The organism is Phaeacidiphilus oryzae TH49, from assembly GCF_000744815.1.
Lineage (GTDB): Bacteria > Actinomycetota > Actinomycetes > Streptomycetales > Streptomycetaceae > Phaeacidiphilus > Phaeacidiphilus oryzae.
In genome coordinates this window covers 4,856,327-4,873,397 of sequence record NZ_JQMQ01000005.1, presented here as the reverse complement: position 1 = coordinate 4,873,397, position 17,071 = coordinate 4,856,327, and the positions used below count along the sequence as shown (strand labels likewise).

12 protein-coding genes and 1 pseudogene are annotated in these 17,071 nt (G+C 74.4%); 7 read left to right on the top strand and 6 right to left on the bottom strand.

Annotated features, from left to right (window positions below; translation table 11 throughout):
• Positions 1-134 precede the first annotated feature (134 nt).
• The 3 genes and pseudogenes from BS73_RS25315 to BS73_RS25305 all read right to left on the bottom strand — a co-directional run bounded on the left by BS73_RS25315 (position 135) and on the right by BS73_RS25305 (position 4,380).
• A pseudogene (locus BS73_RS25315) lies at positions 135-1,828 on the bottom strand (thiamine pyrophosphate-binding protein).
• Positions 1,825-2,823, bottom strand: a complete 999-nt coding sequence (gene speB / locus BS73_RS25310; RefSeq protein ID WP_037576246.1) for an agmatinase — start codon at positions 2,821-2,823, stop codon at positions 1,825-1,827. The pseudogene BS73_RS25315 and the gene speB overlap by 4 nt, the downstream one beginning before the upstream one ends.
• Before the next feature lie 57 nt (positions 2,824-2,880).
• Positions 2,881-4,380, bottom strand: coding sequence for a sodium:solute symporter (locus BS73_RS25305; RefSeq protein ID WP_037576243.1), 1,500 nt, complete (start codon positions 4,378-4,380; stop codon positions 2,881-2,883).
• A gap of 163 nt (positions 4,381-4,543) precedes the next feature.
• Between BS73_RS25305 and BS73_RS25300 the strand changes: the two genes are divergently transcribed.
• A complete protein-coding gene (locus BS73_RS25300) occupies positions 4,544-6,145 on the top strand; it encodes a PucR family transcriptional regulator (protein ID WP_235215521.1) in 1,602 nt (533 codons plus the stop codon).
• A gap of 69 nt (positions 6,146-6,214) precedes the next feature.
• Positions 6,215-7,033 (top strand): phosphatase, encoded by an 819-nt coding sequence (locus BS73_RS25295; protein ID WP_037576240.1) that lies wholly within the window; start codon positions 6,215-6,217, stop codon positions 7,031-7,033.
• A gap of 61 nt (positions 7,034-7,094) precedes the next feature.
• Here the strand turns inward: BS73_RS25295 and BS73_RS25290 are convergent, their stop codons facing one another.
• Positions 7,095-7,682 (bottom strand): SACE_7040 family transcriptional regulator, encoded by a 588-nt coding sequence (locus BS73_RS25290; protein ID WP_037576237.1) that lies wholly within the window; start codon positions 7,680-7,682, stop codon positions 7,095-7,097.
• 101 nt (positions 7,683-7,783) lie between these two features.
• Here BS73_RS25290 and BS73_RS25285 point away from each other — a divergent pair, with 101 nt between their 5' ends.
• From BS73_RS25285 to BS73_RS25270, 4 genes are all read left to right on the top strand, one after another.
• On the top strand, positions 7,784-9,409 hold the full coding sequence (locus BS73_RS25285; protein ID WP_037576234.1) for a carboxyl transferase domain-containing protein: 1,626 nt from the start codon (positions 7,784-7,786) through the stop codon (positions 9,407-9,409).
• Between the two features lie 62 nt (positions 9,410-9,471).
• The gene (locus BS73_RS25280; protein ID WP_051940515.1) at positions 9,472-11,628 is read left to right on the top strand and encodes an acetyl/propionyl/methylcrotonyl-CoA carboxylase subunit alpha; all 2,157 of its coding nucleotides are present in this window, start codon (positions 9,472-9,474) and stop codon (positions 11,626-11,628) included.
• Positions 11,625-12,581 carry a hydroxymethylglutaryl-CoA lyase gene (locus tag BS73_RS25275; protein ID WP_407675055.1) on the top strand — a complete coding sequence of 319 codons (957 nt, stop codon included), beginning with the start codon at positions 11,625-11,627 and terminating at the stop codon, positions 12,579-12,581. The genes BS73_RS25280 and BS73_RS25275 overlap by 4 nt, the downstream gene beginning before the upstream one ends.
• 29 nt (positions 12,582-12,610) lie before the next feature.
• Positions 12,611-13,780: an acyl-CoA dehydrogenase family protein gene (locus tag BS73_RS25270; RefSeq protein ID WP_037576231.1), complete on the top strand. Its 1,170-nt coding sequence runs from the start codon at positions 12,611-12,613 to the stop codon at positions 13,778-13,780.
• Between the two features lie 246 nt (positions 13,781-14,026).
• Here BS73_RS25270 and BS73_RS25265 read toward each other — a convergent pair whose 3' ends face one another.
• Entirely contained in the window at positions 14,027-14,503 is a 477-nt protein-coding gene (locus tag BS73_RS25265; protein WP_051940512.1) for a universal stress protein, read from the bottom strand.
• A gap of 652 nt (positions 14,504-15,155) precedes the next feature.
• On the opposite strand from BS73_RS25265, the gene BS73_RS36520 reads away from it, so the two are divergent.
• Complete coding sequence (locus BS73_RS36520; protein WP_161789703.1) at positions 15,156-16,004, top strand: HAD family hydrolase; 849 nt, start codon at positions 15,156-15,158, stop codon at positions 16,002-16,004.
• Here BS73_RS36520 and BS73_RS35035 read toward each other — a convergent pair.
• A complete protein-coding gene (locus tag BS73_RS35035) occupies positions 15,887-16,840 on the bottom strand; it encodes a GNAT family N-acetyltransferase (RefSeq protein WP_051940510.1) in 954 nt (317 codons plus the stop codon). The two genes, BS73_RS36520 and BS73_RS35035, sit on opposite strands and share 118 nt — an antisense overlap.
• Between the last annotated feature and the right edge of the window lie 231 nt (positions 16,841-17,071).

Below are 17,071 nucleotides of genomic sequence, written 5' to 3'. Positions count from 1 at the left end.
ACACCGTGGACGGCCGGGCGCGCAGTTCCCCGCGCCCCTTACCCGGCCCTTCGGGCCTGCGCTCGGGCCCGCTTAGCGAGGTCCGGGGCGGCAGCCCCGGGAAACGGGAAGGGGCGGGGCTGGGGCAAGAGAATTCAGTCGGCCAGATGCGTCGGCGCGAACATCCGCAGGCGCGCCTTCAGGACGACCACCGACGGCCCCCCGGAGCCCAGCGCAGCGCTCAGCTCGGCGCCCAGCGTCTCCGTCGTCGCCTCCCGCGCGTCGACCCCGAAGGACTCCGCCAGCCGCACGAAGTCCGGCCGCGCCAGCTCCGTCGCCCGCGCCTCCCCGAACGCGTCCGTCATGTACTCGCGGAGGATTCCGTACCCCCCGTCGTCCACGATCAGCCAGGTCACCGGCACGCCCAGCTGCGCCGCCGAGGCCAGCTCGGCGATCGAGTACATCGCCCCGCCGTCCCCGGAGACCGCCAGCACCGGCCCCCGCCGCGCGCGCCCCGGGCCACCGCCGCGCCGATGGCCGCCGGAAAGGCGTACCCGAGGCCGCCCGCGCCCTGGGCGGACTGCATTCCGCCCGGATACCGCGCGTCCCAGGCCGACCAGGCCCAGTACCCCAGGATGGTCATGTCGAAGAAGGCCGGGGCGTCGTCCGGCAGCGCCTCCCGCACCGCCGTCAGCACGCCCTGCTCCGTCTCCAGCCCCTGCGCGTCCAGCCGCCCGTGCACCCGCTCCAGAAGCCGACGCACCCGCTCCTCCGCCCGCCCGTCGCCGTCTCCCTCGCCGTCGCCGCGCTCGGCGACCGCGTCCGCCAGCGCCCCCAGCGCCGCCGCCGCGTCCGCATGGAGCCCCAGCGCCGGGTGGTTGGCCTCCAGCTTCCCGGCGTCCGCCTCGATCTGGATCATCCGCCCCCGCGGGGCGAACGTGTGGTAGTTGCTGGACAGCTCGCCCAGCCCCGACCCGGCGACCAGCAGGACGTCCGCCTCCTCCAGCAGCTCGGTGCTGTACCGGTCCTCCAGCCAGGAGCCCAGCGAGAGCGGGTGCTCCCCCTCCCAGGGGAAGGCGCCCTTGCCGCCGAAGGTGGTGGCCACCGGGGCCCGCAGCCGCTCGGCCAGCCGCAGCAGCTCCCCGCTCGCGCCCGGCGACCGTACGACGCCGCCGCCCGCGAGGATGACCGGCCGCTCGGCCGCGTCCAGCAGCCGCGCCGCCTCCTCCACCAGCTCCCGGCGCGGAAGCAGCTCGCGCACCGGCGCGGCCAGGTCCCGTACCACCGGCAGGTCGACCGCGCCCAGCAGCACGTCCTGCGGGATCTCCACCCACACCGGCCCGTACGGGGCGCTCAGCGCGGAGCCCCACGCCTCGGCGATCGCGGACGGGATCTGCGAGGCGGTCCGCGCCTCGTGGACCGACTTCACCACCCCGCAGAACGAGGCGGACTGGTCCGGCAGCTCGTGAAGGAACCCCTTGCGCCGCCCGCCGAGCCCGGCCGACGGGATCTGGCTGGAGACCGCGAGCACCGGCACGGACGCCGCCGCGGCCTCCTGCAGCGCGGCCAGCGAGGTCAGCGCCCCCGGTCCGGTGGACACGAAGAGCGGCGCCACCCGCCCGGACGTGCGGGCGTAGCCGTCCGCCGCGAAGCCGAGGTTGTTCTCCACCCGCAGCCCGACGTACCGCAGCTCCGGCTCCGCCCGCCCGAGGGCGTCGAAGAGGCCGAGGGCGTGCTGGCCCGGCAGCCCGAAGACGGTGTCCGCGCCGAGCGCCCGCAGCGACTCGACGACCAGGTCCCCGCCGTTCCTCGCCCGCGTCCGCGCCTGCGCCTGCGCCTCCCCGCTCACTTCGCCTCCGCGATCTGACGGGTCATCAGGGTGGTCAGCTCGTACGCCGTGTGGGAGGCGGCGACCGCGGTGATCTCCGCGTGGTCGTACGCCGGGGCGACCTCGACCACGTCCGCCGAGACCAGGTGGCAGCCGGCCAGCCCGCGCAGGATCTCCAGCAGCTCGCGGGAGGTCATCCCGCCGGCCTCCGGGGTGCCGGTGCCGGGGGCGTGCGCCGGGTCGAGGACGTCGATGTCGACGGAGACGTACAGCGGCCGGTCGCCGATCCGCTCGCGCAGCTGCTGGGCGACCTCGTCCACGCCCCGCCGCATGACGTCGGCGGAGGTGACGATGCCGAAGCCCATCCGCTGGTCCTCGCTGAGGTCCGACTTGCCGTAGAGCGGCCCGCGGGTGCCGACGTGGGAGAGCGCGGAGGTGTCCAGGATCCCCTCCTCGACCGCCCGCCGGAACGGCGTGCCGTGGGTGTACGCCGCGCCGAAGTAGGTGTCCCAGGTGTCCAGGTGGGCGTCGAAGTGCAGCAGGGCGACCGGGCCGTGCTCGGCCGCGACCGCGCGCAGCAGCGGCAGCGCGATGGTGTGGTCGCCGCCGAGGGTCATCAACCGGGCGCCGGTGCCGAGGAGTTCGGCGGCCTGCCCCTGGATGGTCTCGATGGCCTCCTCGATGTGGAAGGGGTTGGCGGCGATGTCCCCCGCGTCCGCGACCTGGGCGAGGGCGAACGGCGAGGCGTCCTGCGCCGGGTTGTACGGCCGGAGCAGCCGGCTGGCCTCCCGGATCGCGTTCCCGCCGAACCGCGCGCCCGGCCGGTAGGACACCCCCGTGTCGAAGGGGACGCCGACCACGGCGACGTCGGCGGCCGGCACCTCGTCCAGGCGGGGCAGCCGGGCGAAGGTGGCGAAGCCGGCGTAGCGCGGGGTGCGGCTGGCGTCGACCGGGCCGCGGGGAGCGGCGGCCTCGGACGTGGGGGTGGGGGCGGGCGTGGGGGTGGGGGTGGACATGTCGAGATGCCCCTTTCTGGTCTTCCTCGTCGTTCTTGCTTCGCTTCCGGCGGCCGCTCAGGCGGAGGCGGCTCGCACGGACGGCTGCGGTTCGGCGTCCTCGCCGGTGCCCTCGGCCCCGCGTCCCGCCAGGCGTTCCCGCCAGCGGTCCAGCACGGCCGGGTCGGTGGGCCGGGTCACCAGGCTGCCCACCAGGTAGGCGACCAGGCTCACCAGCAGGCCGTAGTAGATCGGCTCGTTGGCCAGCACGCCCTGGGTGACCATCAGGACGATGACGGTGAGGCCGCCGACGATCACCGAGGCCAGCGCCCCGGCCAGGTTGCCGCGCCGCCACACCAGGCCGCCGAGTATCGGCACCAGCAGCCCGCCGACCAGCAGGTTGTAGGCGACGGTGAGGGCGGAGACCACATCGCTCAGCACGCAGGCGAGGACGATCGAGACCGCGCCGAGGAGGAGGATGAAGATCCGGTTGCCGCGCACCTCGTCCTTCTTGCGGGGGCTCCCGGCGCCGTCCCCGCCGCGCCGGACCGCGTTCCTGATCCGCTGCCAGATGTCGTTGTTGGCCACCGTCGCCGAGGCGATCAGCGCGCCGCTCGCGGTGGACATCATCGCGGAGAGCGCGGCGGCCAGCACCAGACCGCGGACGCCGGTCGGCAGCAGGTGCTTGACGATGGTGGCGAAGGCGTCGTCGGCGACCGCCAGGTGGGGGTACATGGCCTTGGCGGCGGCCCCGATCAGCGCCCCGGCCAGCGCGTACACCAGGCAGTACAGGCCGGCCACGGTACCGCCCAGGCGGGCCACCCGGTCGTTGCGGGCGGTGAAGACCCGCTGCCAGATGTCCTGGCCGATCAGCATTCCGAAGGTGTAGATCAGCACGAAGGTGAAGACGGTCTCGCCGCCGATCGAGGTCGGCGAGAAGTAGCCGTGCGGCAGCCGCGCCTGAAGACCGCCGAAGCCGCCCGCCTTGATCAGCGCGAACGGCAGCAGCAGGATCAGCACGCCGATCGACTTCACCACGAACTGCACCATGTCGGTGAGGGTGATGGACCACATCCCGCCGAGCGCCGAGTAGCCGACCACGATCACTCCGCCGATCACCACGGCCGCCCAGCGCGGGATGTCGAAGAGCACGTCGAAGACGCTGGCGTAGGCGATGGTGGAGGTCACGACCAGCATCAGGGTGTAGATCCACATCACCACGCCGGAGATGACGCCGGCCGCATCCCCGTAGCGGAGGGAGAGCATCTCGGCGACGGTGTAGACCTTCAGCCGGGCGATCCGGGCCGAGAAGAAGGCGCTCAGCGCCAGCAGGCCGAGGCCGATCGCGCCCACCATCCAGGCTCCGGAGAGGCCGTAGCTGTAGCCGAGGCCGACGCCGCCGATGGTGGACGCCCCGCCGAGCACCACGGCGGCCATCGTGCCGGTGTACATCAGCGGGCCGAGCCGGCGGCCGGCGACCAGGAACTCGCTCTTCGAGCGGGCGCGTCTGGCCCCCCACCAGCCGACCCCGATGATTCCGGCCAGGTAGACGATCATCACGAGGTAGTCGACGGCCATGGATGCCTCCGGGCGGCGGGGAGAGGGCAGGATGCGCGGCTGCGCGGCTCTCCGGTCGGCGTCAGCCGGGGCGGCGGTCCGATCCGGAATGAGCTGGGGAGGACGCTAGTGGCCGCCCGCAAGCCCGCAGAAGTGTAGGTTTCATCCAACATTCCCCGCTGCGATGGACGAACCCGCCACCATGCCGACCCCGCCGCCGATGCCCCCCTCGCACCCGGGCGAGGGCCCCGCCGTCCCGCTGAGCACCCTTCTCGACCGCCCCGACCTGGGCCTGACCCGGATCGCCGGGCCGGCGTCGGGGCCGGTCGGCGACCCGCCGATCTCCGTCGTGGGCGCCACCGAGCTGGACGACCCCACCGGCTACCTCCTCGGCGGAGAACTCGTCCTCACCGCGGGCGTCCACTTCCCGGCCACCGAGCGGGAGGTGGACGCCTACGTGGGCCGGCTGGCCGCGGCGGGCACGGCCGCGATCGGCTTCGGCGTCACCCCCGTGCACGCCGAGGTGCCGCCGGCGCTGATCGCGGCCTGCGACCGGCACGGCCTCCCGCTGCTGCGGGTGCCGCCGCCGACCCCGTTCGTGGCCGTCGGCCGGGCCTTCCAGCTCGCCGTCTCGGAGGCGCGCAGCCAGGAGCTGCGCCGGATCTCCGAGGCGCAGGCGGCGCTGGCCTCGGCGGCCGCGCGCCCGGACGCGGTGGAGTCCGTGCTCCGCCAGCTCGCCGTCCGGCTGGACTCCTGGGCCGTCCTCTACGACCGGGGTGAGCGGCAGCCGCGCGAGCTCTTCTCGGCGGGCCCCTCCCCCGCCCCGGGCGTACGCGCCCGGCTGTGTGCCCTGGCCCGGCGGCTGCCGCCGGCCACCGGTCCGGCGCCGGCCTCGGCGGCCGAGCACCATCCGGAGGGGCTGCTGGTGACCCAGGCGCTGCCCGGCAGCGGAGCCCCGGTGCTCGGCCTGGCGGCGGCGCCGGGCGCCCGGCTCACCTCCGTGGAGCGCTCGGTGACCGGGCTCGGAGTGGTGCTCCTCTCCCTGCTGACCGGGCCCCGGCAGGCGCTCGGGGACGCCGGCCGCGGCGGGGCCGGACTGGTCCGCCTGCTGCTCGGCGGGCCGGGCGGGGCGCCCGCGGAGGTCTCCGCCCTCCTCCAGCCGGACCGCGCCGAGCCGCGCTGGCTGGTCGTCCACGGCCGCCGCGGCGACCTCGGCGGGGACGCCGGTCCGGTCCACCGCGCGGCCCTGGCCACCGCGCTCGGCACGCCGTATCTCGACCTGGACGCGGCCGCGGGCACCCTCCGCGCGCTCATCCCGGTCCCGGACGAGGCCCGGGGCCCCGGGCTGGACGTCCCGGCCCGGCTGGGCTGGACCCTCGGGCTCAGCGCACCCGCCTCCGCCGACCGGCTGGCCGCCGCCGACACGGAGGCCGGGCGCGCCCTGCGCCGCGCGCTGGCCACCGGCAGCCCGTCGGTCCGCCACCGCCCCGGCCGGACGGATCGGCCCGGGCTCGCCGACCTGGTCGACCCCGACCGCGCCGCCGCCCTCGCCCGCGAGCGCTTCGCCCCGCTCGCCGCCGCCGGCCAGCCGGGCCCGGACGCCCTCCTCGAAACCCTCCGCACCTGGCTCTCGCTGCACGGGAGTTGGGACCGTACGGCGGCCGCGCTCGAGCTCCACCGGAACACCGTGCGGCAGCGGATCGACCGGGTCGCCCGGGTCCTGGACACCGACCTCTCGGACGCCGGGGAACGGGCGGAGCTCTGGTTCGCGCTGCGCTGGCTGTGACGCATCACCCACCACGGATTGTCCCTTCGACCGCCGGGTCCGGTGCGCCCGCGGGTGACAATGGGAGACATGCCGATCGATCACCTGACACGCACCCCCGTCCCGTCCCGGGAGTCGCTGAAGGCGTATCTGGACGATGCGCTGATCACCGGCATGGTGGCGACCAGCCGGGAGAACAACCGCGCGCACTACCGCGCGCTGGCGGACGGCGAACGCTACTACTGGCTGGGCCTGGACCTCGGCGACCGCTGGACGGACGAGTCCCGGGTGCTGTCCGTGATGGCCGAGCGCTGCGGGGTGGACCCCGACCCGAGCCGGACCAACGGGCAGGACACCATCTCCTCCGAGCGCTGCGTGGCCGCGCTGGACCGGGTCGCCGAGCTGCTGCGGAAGGCGGTCGCCCAGCGGCAGCGGGTGCTCTTCGCGACCGGTCATCCGGCCGGGATGCTCCCGGTCTACCAGGACCTCGCCCGGGCGCTGGCCGCGGCGGGCTGCGAGATCGTCCTTCCGCCGGGCGGGATCAAGCTCGGCGGGGACAGCGGGAGCCAGGACATCCGGCGGATCGGCGCGGTGGCGGTACTGCAGGAGCGCGGCCATCTGCCGCACACCCACTCGCCGGAGCCGATGCGGGCGCTGCTGGACCGGCTGGAGGCCGGCGGCGCCGAGCTTCCCGATCTGGTGATCGCGGACCACGGCTGGGCGGGGGCGGCGGCCTCCCGGATAGTCCCCACGATCGGCTTCGCCGACTGCAACGACCCGGCGCTGTTCCTCGGCGAGGCGGAGGGCTCCCTGCTGGTCTCCGTCCCGCTGGACGACGACGTCGAGCCGCACCTCTACGAGCCGATGACGGCGTACCTGCTGTCGGCGGCGGGGCTGACGCCGGCCTGAGCGCGCGCTGCGAGGGTGCGCAGCGACTCAAGGGCCGCGCGGTTCCCGCCGGGGGAAGGGATCAAGCCGCGGCGAACGCGCCCAGCGCCAGGCGGCGCAGCAGCGCGGCCATCTCGGCCCGGTCGTCGAGCGACCGGCTGTGCGGGGTCGAGTTCAGCAGGCCGAAGACCGCGTGCACCGCCGCCCGGGCCCGCGGCTCCGCCGCCTCCTCCGCCAGCGCGGGGAAGACCCGCCGCACCACCTCCACCCACAACTCCACGTAGCGGCGCTGGAGTCGGCGGACCCGGTGCCGGTCGTCCTCCGGCAGGTTGAACAGCTCCCGGTCGTGGAGGATGATCAGCGCGCTCTCGTCCAGCGCGAAGTCGATGTGGCCCTCGATCAGCGACTCCAGCGCCTCCCTCGGCCCGGTCGCCTCGCCCGCCCGCCGGCTGCCCTCGGCGAGCAGCCGCTCGCTGATCCCGACCAGCAGGTCGGCCAGCATCGCGTCCTTCCCGGGGAAGTGCCGGTAGAGGCCGGGGCCGCTGATCCCGACCGCCCGCCCGATCTCGTCCACGCCCACGCCGAGGAAGCCGCGCGCGGCGAAGAGCCGGGCCGCCTCGCGCCGGATCTGCTCGCGGCGCGGGGTGTCGCCGTTCGGGGAGTTCGCCATGGGGTCATCGTAGACAAGGCTGTTATCCACGGTTAACCTGACGGCAGACGTTAACGCTCATTCACATCCGACCCGGCTCCCCGCCGTTGGAGACCCTCCGCATGAGCAGCGACACCATCGACACCACCGGCACCGCCGCCGCCCCCCGGGCCGCAGAGACCGGGGAGGCCCCGCCGACCCAGGCCGAGCTCGCCGCCGACCTGCGCGCCCGGCTCGCCCGGGTCCGGTTGGGCGGCGGGGAGCGCGCCCGCGCCCGGCACACCTCGCGCGGGAAGCTCCTCCCCCGGGACCGGGTGGACACCCTCCTCGACCCCGGCTCCCCCTTCCTGGAGCTCTCCCCGCTCGCCGCCGAGGGCCTCTACGACGGGGACGCTCCCGCCGCCGGGCTGATCACCGGGATCGGCCGGGTCTCCGGCCGCGAGGTGCTGGTGATCGCCAACGACGCCACCGTCAAGGGCGGCACCTACTACCCGATGACGGTGAAGAAGCACCTCCGCGCCCAGGAGGTGGCCGCCGAGAACCGCCTCCCCTGCGTCTACCTGGTCGACTCCGGCGGCGCCTTCCTCCCCCTCCAGGACGAGGTCTTCCCGGACCGCGAGCACTTCGGCCGGATCTTCTACAACCAGGCCTCGATGTCCGCGGCCGGCATCCCGCAGATCGCCGCCGTCCTCGGCTCCTGCACGGCCGGCGGGGCGTATGTGCCGGCGATGAGCGACCAGGCGGTGATCGTCCGGAACCAGGGCACGATCTTCCTCGGCGGCCCGCCGCTGGTGAAGGCCGCCACCGGAGAGGTGGTCACCGCCGAGGAGCTGGGCGGCGGCGAGGTGCACTCCCGGATCTCCGGGGTCACCGACCACCTCGCCGAGGACGACGCCCACGCCCTGGCCATCGTCCGCACCATCGTGGCCGGCCTCGGCCCGCGCGCCCCCCGCCCCTGGGAGGTCCGCCCGGTCGAGCCGCCCGCCGAGGACCCCGCCGAGCTCTACGACGTGGTCCCGGCCGACCCCCGCACGCCCTATGACGTCCGCGAGGTGATCGGCCGGCTGGTCGACGGCAGCCGCTTCGCCGAGTTCAAGGCCGAGTACGGCCCCACCCTGGTCACCGGCTTCGCCCACCTCCACGGCCACCCGGTCGGGATCGTCGCCAACAACGGGATCCTCTTCGGGGAGTCCGCGGTCAAGGGCGCCCACTTCATCGAGCTCTGCGACCAGCGCGGGATCCCCCTCCTCTTCCTGCAGAACATCTCCGGCTTCATGGTCGGCCGCGAGTACGAGGCGGGCGGCATCGCCAAGCACGGCGCCAAGATGGTGACCGCCGTGGCCACCACCCGCGTCCCCAAGCTGACCGTGGTGATCGGCGGCTCGTACGGCGCGGGGAACTACTCGATGTGCGGCCGGGCGTACTCGCCGCGCTTCCTGTGGATGTGGCCGGGCGCCAAGATCTCCGTGATGGGCGGGGAGCAGGCCGCCTCCGTCCTGGCCACCGTGCGCCGGGACGGCATCGAGGCGCGCGGCGAGGAGTGGCCGGCCGAGGCGGAGGAGGAGTTCCGCCGCCCGATCCGCGAGCAGTACGAGCGGCAGGGCAACGCGTACTACGCCACCGCGCGGCTGTGGGACGACGGGGTGATCGACCCGCTGGACACCCGGACCGTCCTCGGCCTCGCCCTCTCCGCCTGCGCCAACGCCCCGCTGCCGGAACGCGGACCGTTCGGCGTCTTCCGGATGTGACCGACCGGGATGTGACGCATCGCCAGCACCGCTGCCCAGCCGACGCCACTGTGGAGTTGTCAATGTTCGAGACCGTACTGGTCGCCAATCGCGGGGAGATCGCCCGGCGCGTCATCCGCACCCTGCGCCGGCTCGGCATCCGCTCCGTGGTCGTCCACACCCGCCCGGACGCGGACGCCCCGCACGTCCGGGACGCCGACACCGCCGTGGAGATCGGCGGCTACCTGGACATCCAGGCGATCCTGGACGCCGCCGCCCGCACCGGCGCCGAGGCCGTCCACCCCGGCTACGGCTTCCTCGCCGAGAACGCCGGCTTCGCCCGGGCCTGCGCCGCCGCCGGACTGGTCTTCATCGGCCCACCGGCCGAGGCCATCGAGCTGATGGGCGACAAGATCCATGCCAAGGCGGCGGTCTCCGAGGCCGGCGTCCCGGTCGTCCCCGGCAGCGAGGGCGACCGGCTGACGGACGATCAGCTGGCCGCTGCCGCCCGGGATATCGGGATGCCGGTGCTGCTCAAGCCCTCGGCCGGCGGGGGCGGCAAGGGGATGCGGCTGGTCCGGGACGAGTCCGCGCTGGCCGAGGAGATCGCCGCCGCCCGGCGGGAGGCCAGGGCCTCCTTCGGCAACGACACCCTGCTGGTCGAGCGGTGGATCGACCGGCCGCGGCATATCGAGATCCAGGTGCTGGCGGACGCCCACGGCCGGATCGTCCACCTCGGCGAGCGCGAGTGCAGCCTGCAGCGCCGGCACCAGAAGCTGATCGAGGAGGCGCCCTCCGCCCTCCTCGACCCGGAGACCCGGGCCGCCATGGGCCAGGCCGCCGTACGGGCGGCCGCGGCCTGCGGATACACCGGGGCCGGCACCGTCGAGTTCATCGTTCCCACCGCCGATCCCTCCTCCTACTCCTTCATGGAGATGAACACCCGCCTCCAGGTCGAGCACCCGGTGACCGAGCTGGCCGCCTCCATCGACGGGCTGCCCGGCGCCTCTGGTCCGACAAGCCTTGATCTGGTCGAGCAGCAGTTGCGGGTGGCCGCCGGCGAACCGCTGGCCTTCACCCAGTCCGACTTCTCCTTCTCCGGCCACGCCGTCGAGGCCCGGATCTGCGCCGAGGACCCCGCCCGCGACTTCCTGCCGACCGGCGGGACCGTGCTGCTCCTCGACGAACCGTCCGGGCCCCTGGACCGGACCGGGGTCCGGGTGGACTCCGGGCTCGCCGCCGGTACGGAGGTCGGCAGCTCCTACGACCCCATGCTGGCCAAGGTGATCGCCCGCGGCCCGGACCGGGAGAGCGCCCTGCGCCTGCTGCGCGGGGCACTCGCCGGGACGCGGATCCTCGGCGTCACCACCAACGCCGGCTATCTCCGCCGGCTGCTCCACCACCCGGAGGTCCGCTCCGGGGATCTGGACACGGGCCTGGTCGAGCGCCATCCGGAGCTGACCGTACCGCCCGCCGCCGACACCCGGGACGCGCTCTCCGTCGCGGCCCTGGTCCGGCAGCTCACCCTCGCCCCGGCCGCCGATCCGCGGACCGGCTGGCAGGACCCCTTCGCCCGGCCCTCCGGCTGGCGCCTGGGGGCCGAGCCCGCCTGGACCCGGCACCGCCTGGTGCCCCGCTCGGGACCCGACGCGGGCGGCGAACCGGTGGAGATCCGGATCCGCCCGGCGAGTGCCACCACGCTAACTGACGCCGCCGACAACGCAACTGATCAGGGATCAGTTCACACGTTCGAAGTACGGCACGGGGAGAATCCGCCCGTTGTCGTACGGCTGTGCCAGGATGCGGACAACGCGGTCGGCCGGCGACTGCTGATCACGCTGGACGGGCTGACCACCGCCTGGACCACCGCCACCGCCCCGGACGGCACGGTCTGGCTCTCGGCCCGGGGGGAGACCTGGTCGTTCGCTCCCCACGACCCGCTGGCCGAACTCGCCCTCGCCGGACCGGCGGCCGCGCACGGCGGGGCGCTCAACGCCCCGATGCCGGGCACGGTCACCCTGGTCAAGGTCGCCGAGGGCGACCGCGTGACGCAGGGCCAGCCGCTGCTGGTGCTGGAGGCGATGAAGATGGAGCACGTCATCGCCGCCCCGCACGACGGCCTGGTCGAACGGCTCAAGGCCCGGCCGGGGGCGACCGTCGCCATGGACGAACTCCTCGCCGTCGTCGCCGCCGAACCGCCGGCGCACCCGGCCACCGAACCCGTGGAGGAACAGCCGTGATCACCGAACTCGGACTGCCCGACCGGACGCCCCTGTCCGGGCTGCCGTCCCGTGTCCGCATCCACGAGGTCGGCGCGCGGGACGGGCTGCAGAACGAATCCTCGACCGTCCCGCTGGAGACCAAGCACGAGTTCATCGGCCGGCTCGCCCGGGCCGGCCTGCGCACCATCGAGGCGACCAGCTTCGTCCACCCCAAGTGGGTGCCCCAACTCGCCGACGCAGAACAGCTGATGCCGCTGATCGCCGGGCTGCCCGAGGAGTACCCGGGGCTCCGGCTGCCGGTGCTGGTGCCCAACACCCGCGGGCTCGACCGGGCGCTGGAGCTGCGCTGCGCGGACATCGCCGTCTTCGCCAGCGCCACCGAGTCCTTCGCCCGGCGCAACCTCAACCGCGGGCTGGACGAGCAGATGGAGATGTTCGCCCCGGTGGTCGCCCGGGCCGTCGAGGCCGGGATACGGGTCCGCGGCTACCTGTCGATGTGCTTCGGCGACCCCTGGGAGGGGCCGGTCCCGGTGGGCCAGGTCGCGTCGGTCGGCGCCGAGCTGCTCAAGCTCGGCTGCACCGAGCTGAGCCTCGGCGACACCATCGGCACCGGGACGCCGGGGCAGGTCGCCGCGCTTCTGAGGGCCTTCGAGCAGCGCGGGGTGGGCGCGGACCGGCTCGCCGTCCACTTCCACGACACCTACGGGCAGGCCCTGGCCAACACCCTGGCGGCGCTCCAGCTCGGCGTCACCACGGTGGACTCCTCGGCCGGCGGGCTCGGCGGCTGCCCCTACGCCAAGAGCGCCACCGGGAACCTCGCCACCGAGGACCTGGTCTGGATGCTGGACGGGCTCGGCATCGAGACCGGCGTGGACCTCCCCGCCCTCGCCGCCACCAGCGCCTGGATGGCCGACCGTCTCGGCCGCCCCAGCCCCTCCCGGGCCGTCCGCGCCCTGACCACACCTTCCTGAGCCCGCGAACCAGAACAGGGGTCCACCGCATGCCGAACCACAAGCTGGAGCCGGAGTACGAGGAACTGCGCCGGACGGTGCGGGAGTTCGCCCAGGACGTGGTCGCGCCGAAGATCGGCGGGTACTACGAGCAGGGCGAGTTCCCCTACGACATCGTCCGCGAGATGGGGCGGATGGGCCTGTTCGGGCTGCCCTTCCCGGAGGAGTACGGGGGGATGGGCGGGGACTACTTCGCCCTCTGCCTCGCCCTGGAGGAGCTGGCCCGGGTGGACTCCTCGGTGGCCATCACGCTGGAGGCGGGGGTGTCACTGGGGGCGATGCCGGTCTACCGCTTCGGCAGCGAGGAGCAGAAGCGGGAGTGGCTGCCGCGGCTGTGCTCCGGCGAACTGCTGGGCGCCTTCGGCCTCACCGAGCCGGAGGCCGGCTCGGACGCGGGCGGCACGCGGACCACCGCGCGCTACGACCAGGCGACCGACGAGTGGGTGATCAACGGCACCAAGTGCTTCATCACCAACTCCGGGACGGACATCACCGGTCTTGTCACCGTCACCGCGGTGACGGAGGACCAGGAGTCCTCGCCGGCCCGGTCGATCTCCTCGATCATCGTGCCGTCCGGGACACCGGGGTTCACTGTCGCCCCCAAGTACTCCAAGGTCGGCTGGAGCGCCTCGGACACCCACGAGCTCTCCTTCTCCGACTGCCGGGTTCCGGCGGCGAACCTGCTGGGTGAGCGGGGGCGCGGCTATGCGCAGTTCCTGCGGATCCTGGACGAGGGGCGGATCGCCATCGCGGCGCTGTCGACCGGACTGGCGCAGGGGTGTGTCGACGAGTCGGTGCGCTATGCCGGGCAGCGGCGGGCGTTCGGGCGGCCGATCGGGGCGAACCAGGCGATCGAGTTCAAGCTCGCGGACATGGAGACGCGGACGCATCTCTCGCGGCTGGCGTGGTGGGACGCGGCCTCGCGAATGTCGGCCGGGGAGCCGTTCAAGAAGGAGGCGGCGATGGCGAAGCTGTTCTCCTCCGACGCGGCGGTGACGAACGCGCGGGAGGCCACGCAGATCCACGGGGGGTACGGGTTCATGAACGAGTACCCGGTGGCGCGGTTCTGGCGGGACTGCAAGATCCTCGAGATCGGCGAGGGGACGTCGGAGGTCCAGCGGATGCTGATCGCCAGGCAGCTGGGGCTGGCCGCGAGCTGAGGGGCGCCGCCGGCGCGGCGGCGCGGGCGCGCGTCGGGGGCGCGGGCGTGCGTCGGAGGCGCAGGGGAGCTGCGGGGCGGGGGCAGCCGCTGTACTCGGCGGCGGGGTCCGGGTTGCCGCCCAGTCGCCGTTGCCGTGTGCGCCGCCGTGGCGCGCCGGCCGCGCAGTTCCCCGCGCCCCTGACGGGCGCCTCCGGCGCTGCCGCCCGGCGCGCGAACGCGCGGCCGCGCCGGGTAGGCCGCACCGCTACGGGATGACGATGACCGGCCGGTCGGCCCGGCGTGCCAGGCGGGCGGAGACGGAGCCGAAGATCCGCCCGAGGAGCCCGTGGGTGCCGCCGACGACGATCGCGTCGGCGGAGTACTCGCGGGCCACCTCCTCCAGCTCGTGGCAGATGTCGCCGCCGCGCTCGACCAGCACCCAGGGGATGTCGCAGAGGAAGTCGGAGCAGGCCAGCTCCAGGCCGAGGACCTCGGTCCGGTGGTCCGGCACGTCCACGAAGACCGGTGGCTCACAGCCCGCCCAGACCGTCGCCGGCAGGCGGTTGGCGACGTGCACCACGACCAGTCCGGAGCCCGCCCGGCGGGCCATCCCCACCGCGTAGGCGAGGGCGTGCTCGCTGGAGAGCGAGCCGTCGAACCCCACCACCACCCCGTGGAGGAAGGCGGGGTCGCAGGCGGCGGACTGGGTGCTGGACTGCAGTTCGGTCCGGCGGTTCGGCACGGCGGCCCCTGGGGCGGAGTCAGCGGAGTCGGGGGTCTCTGGGGTCTCGGGGTCTTCTGGAGCGCGGGAGGTCAGGGACTTCGGCGGCTTCGACTTGCGCGGGGGCTTACCGTCGCGGCGGCCTGGAAGCTCGTATCCAGCCATGGCTATGGGCGTTTCGGCGAGATGGGGTCGGCAGGTAGGAGGGTGCGGGTGCTGCGGTCCAGCCGATTCGGCGGGCGTGAGGGGGATGGGAGCTGTGGGATCCGATCGGTTCGGCGCGTCGCGGAATCGGACCGGGCAAGGGCTTGCGCGACCTCCTTGGTCCAGGGTACGGCGACGCTCCGTCCGCGCCCAGACGCGGAGCGCGAGGATCCCATGGTTCCCCCTCATGGGCGATGTCGCCGGCTCTGCTCCCGGGCGCGTTCCTGGGAGCATGCCGGAGGCGACGCAGTTGTGCAACGGTGTGCGCTTACTGAGCGGACATGCCCCCGACCTGCCCGCTTCACTCCACTCCCGGCAACCGTTTTCGGCCGTTCCGCAGCTCAACCGGCGGTCCGCCCATGGGTGACGGGTACTCCACAAGAGGTGCTTTTCGGCCGCGACGTACCAGTTCGGCCCACTTGCGCAACATGCCTTCTGCATATGCCTGGGCGCTGAGAGGATGCGGCTCATGCCGCTGCTCCTCTTCGACCTCGACAACACCCTCATCGACCGGGACCGGGCGTTCCGCGCCTGGACGGCCGACTTCATCGCCGAGCGCCGGCTTCCGGAGAGCGAACTCGACTGGCTGGCCACCCTCGACGGGGGCGGCTACGTCACCCGCCAGGTCTTCTTCCGGGCCGCGCTGACCCGCTACGGCGTCACCGGCCGCGCGCGGGAGGAGCAGATGGCCGAACTCACGGCCCAGTACCGGGAGGCGATGGTCGAGCGGGTCTGCTTCCCCGGGGAGAACCGGGAGGCGCTGCTGGCCGCCCGCCGGGCCGGCTGGACGCTGGGCGTGGTGACCAACGGGGACACCGCCCACCAGTCCGCGAAGATCGCGGCGGCCGGGATAGACGAGCTGGTCGAGGCGTATGTGGTCTCCGAGGAGGCCGGGCACGAGAAGCCGGACCCGGAGATCTTCCGGATAGCGGCCCTGCGCTGCGGACTGGACGACGAGGAGCTGAGCGAGCGGCTGGCGGACGGCACCGCCTGGATGGTGGGCGACCACGCCCCCGCCGACATCGCCGGAGCCCGGGTGGCCGGCCTCGACTCGGTCTGGCTGCGCCACCGGCGTCCCTGGCCCCAGGTGACCTTCCACCCCACGCTGATGGCGGACGCCCTGCCGGAGGCGGTGCGGCTGGTCCTGGAGCGGCAGCCGCAGCCGCAATCGCGGCGCCCGCTCCGGCCCGGAACCCCGGCTCAGCCGTCCGAGCGGGACCACCAGCGGGAGCGGCCCACCGGGACGAACCCCAGCCCCCGGTACAGCGGCTCGCCGGGCGCCGTCGCGGTCAACGTGGCGACCCGGCCCGCCTCCTGATGCCGGAGCGCGTGCGCCAGCAACGCGCGCCCCACTCCGAGGCGGCGGTGCGCGGGGAGGGTGGCCACCCAGTAGACGCCCACCGCGGCCCCGTCGTCGTAGGTGACGCAGGCGGACGCGGCCGCACCCGCCCGGTACGCCAGCCAGACCCGCGCCCCGGGCACGCCGAGCAGCTCGGGCGGGAAGAGGACGCCCGGCCGCCAGGGCCACCGGTCGGCCACCGGGAACCCCTCCACGACGACCCGCTCGGCCACGGCCAGCGAGCCGGCGTCGGCCGCCTGGAGGAGCTCGACGGCGTCGGCGCCGACGCGGTCGGCCGCCGCCGCGCCCGCCACCGCGCCTGCCACCGCCCCCGTCGCCGACGGGCCGTCAGCCGCGCTCGGGCGGCGGGCCATCACCGTGTAGTCGGGGCGGTCGCGGACGCAGCCGTACGGCGCGAGGTCCAGCACCCGGTAGGGGTCCTCGACCTTCAACTCCCGGGTGTGCCAGGCGCGGAAGACCCGCAGCAGCGCCTCGGGCGGAGCACCGCCCGGCCCGACCGCGCCACCGGCGCCGCCCACGCCGCCCGCCCCGCCCGAGTCGCGCAGGACGAAGGCCAGATGCCGTTCCCCGCCCGGGCGCTGGGTGCGGACCGCGGCCAGCGAGAGGCCGCTGCCCGGGTCCGAGCGCCAGGTCTCCCACCCGCAGGCGCGGGCCTGCGCCGTCCAGAAACCGGCCGCGTTGTCGTTGGCCAGTTCGAGGGAGGACGCGGATTCCGGTTCGCCGTAAGCTCCCTGGCCCGGTCCGCCGGCTCGCCCGCCGGCCTCGCCGCCCGCATCCTCCGCACCTCCGGTCACCCGCCGACCCTACTGCTCGGCAGTAACACGCCGGCGGCGGCTTTACGCCGTTTGGTGCAGAAGCGTGCAGACCGGTATGCGCCCCGGCGCGCGACCGGCGCTTCGCAGCGTGTTCGCGACACGACCCTGCGCACCGCTGTTCCCGGACCACTTCGCCGTGCAACGCTTGTTTTCGGTCAACTTGGTTGTGGCGCAGGCGTGTTGGCCATCTGCGCAGCCCACGGGCGACAG

Bases quoted from the DNA above. Each gene is read 5' to 3' on its own strand.
- speB (WP_037576246.1), bottom strand. From the start codon at position 2,823: ATGTCCACCCCCACCCCCACGCCCGCCCCCACCCCCACGTCCGAGGCC.
- BS73_RS25305 (WP_037576243.1), bottom strand. From the start codon at position 4,380: ATGGCCGTCGACTACCTCGTGATGATCGTCTACCTGGCCGGAATCATC.
- BS73_RS25300 (WP_235215521.1), top strand. From the start codon at position 4,544: ATGGACGAACCCGCCACCATGCCGACCCCGCCGCCGATGCCCCCCTCG.
- BS73_RS25295 (WP_037576240.1), top strand. From the start codon at position 6,215: ATGCCGATCGATCACCTGACACGCACCCCCGTCCCGTCCCGGGAGTCG.
- BS73_RS25290 (WP_037576237.1), bottom strand. From the start codon at position 7,682: ATGGCGAACTCCCCGAACGGCGACACCCCGCGCCGCGAGCAGATCCGG.
- BS73_RS25285 (WP_037576234.1), top strand. From the start codon at position 7,784: ATGAGCAGCGACACCATCGACACCACCGGCACCGCCGCCGCCCCCCGG.
- BS73_RS25280 (WP_051940515.1), top strand. From the start codon at position 9,472: ATGTTCGAGACCGTACTGGTCGCCAATCGCGGGGAGATCGCCCGGCGC.
- BS73_RS25270 (WP_037576231.1), top strand. From the start codon at position 12,611: ATGCCGAACCACAAGCTGGAGCCGGAGTACGAGGAACTGCGCCGGACG.
- BS73_RS36520 (WP_161789703.1), top strand. From the start codon at position 15,156: ATGCCGCTGCTCCTCTTCGACCTCGACAACACCCTCATCGACCGGGAC.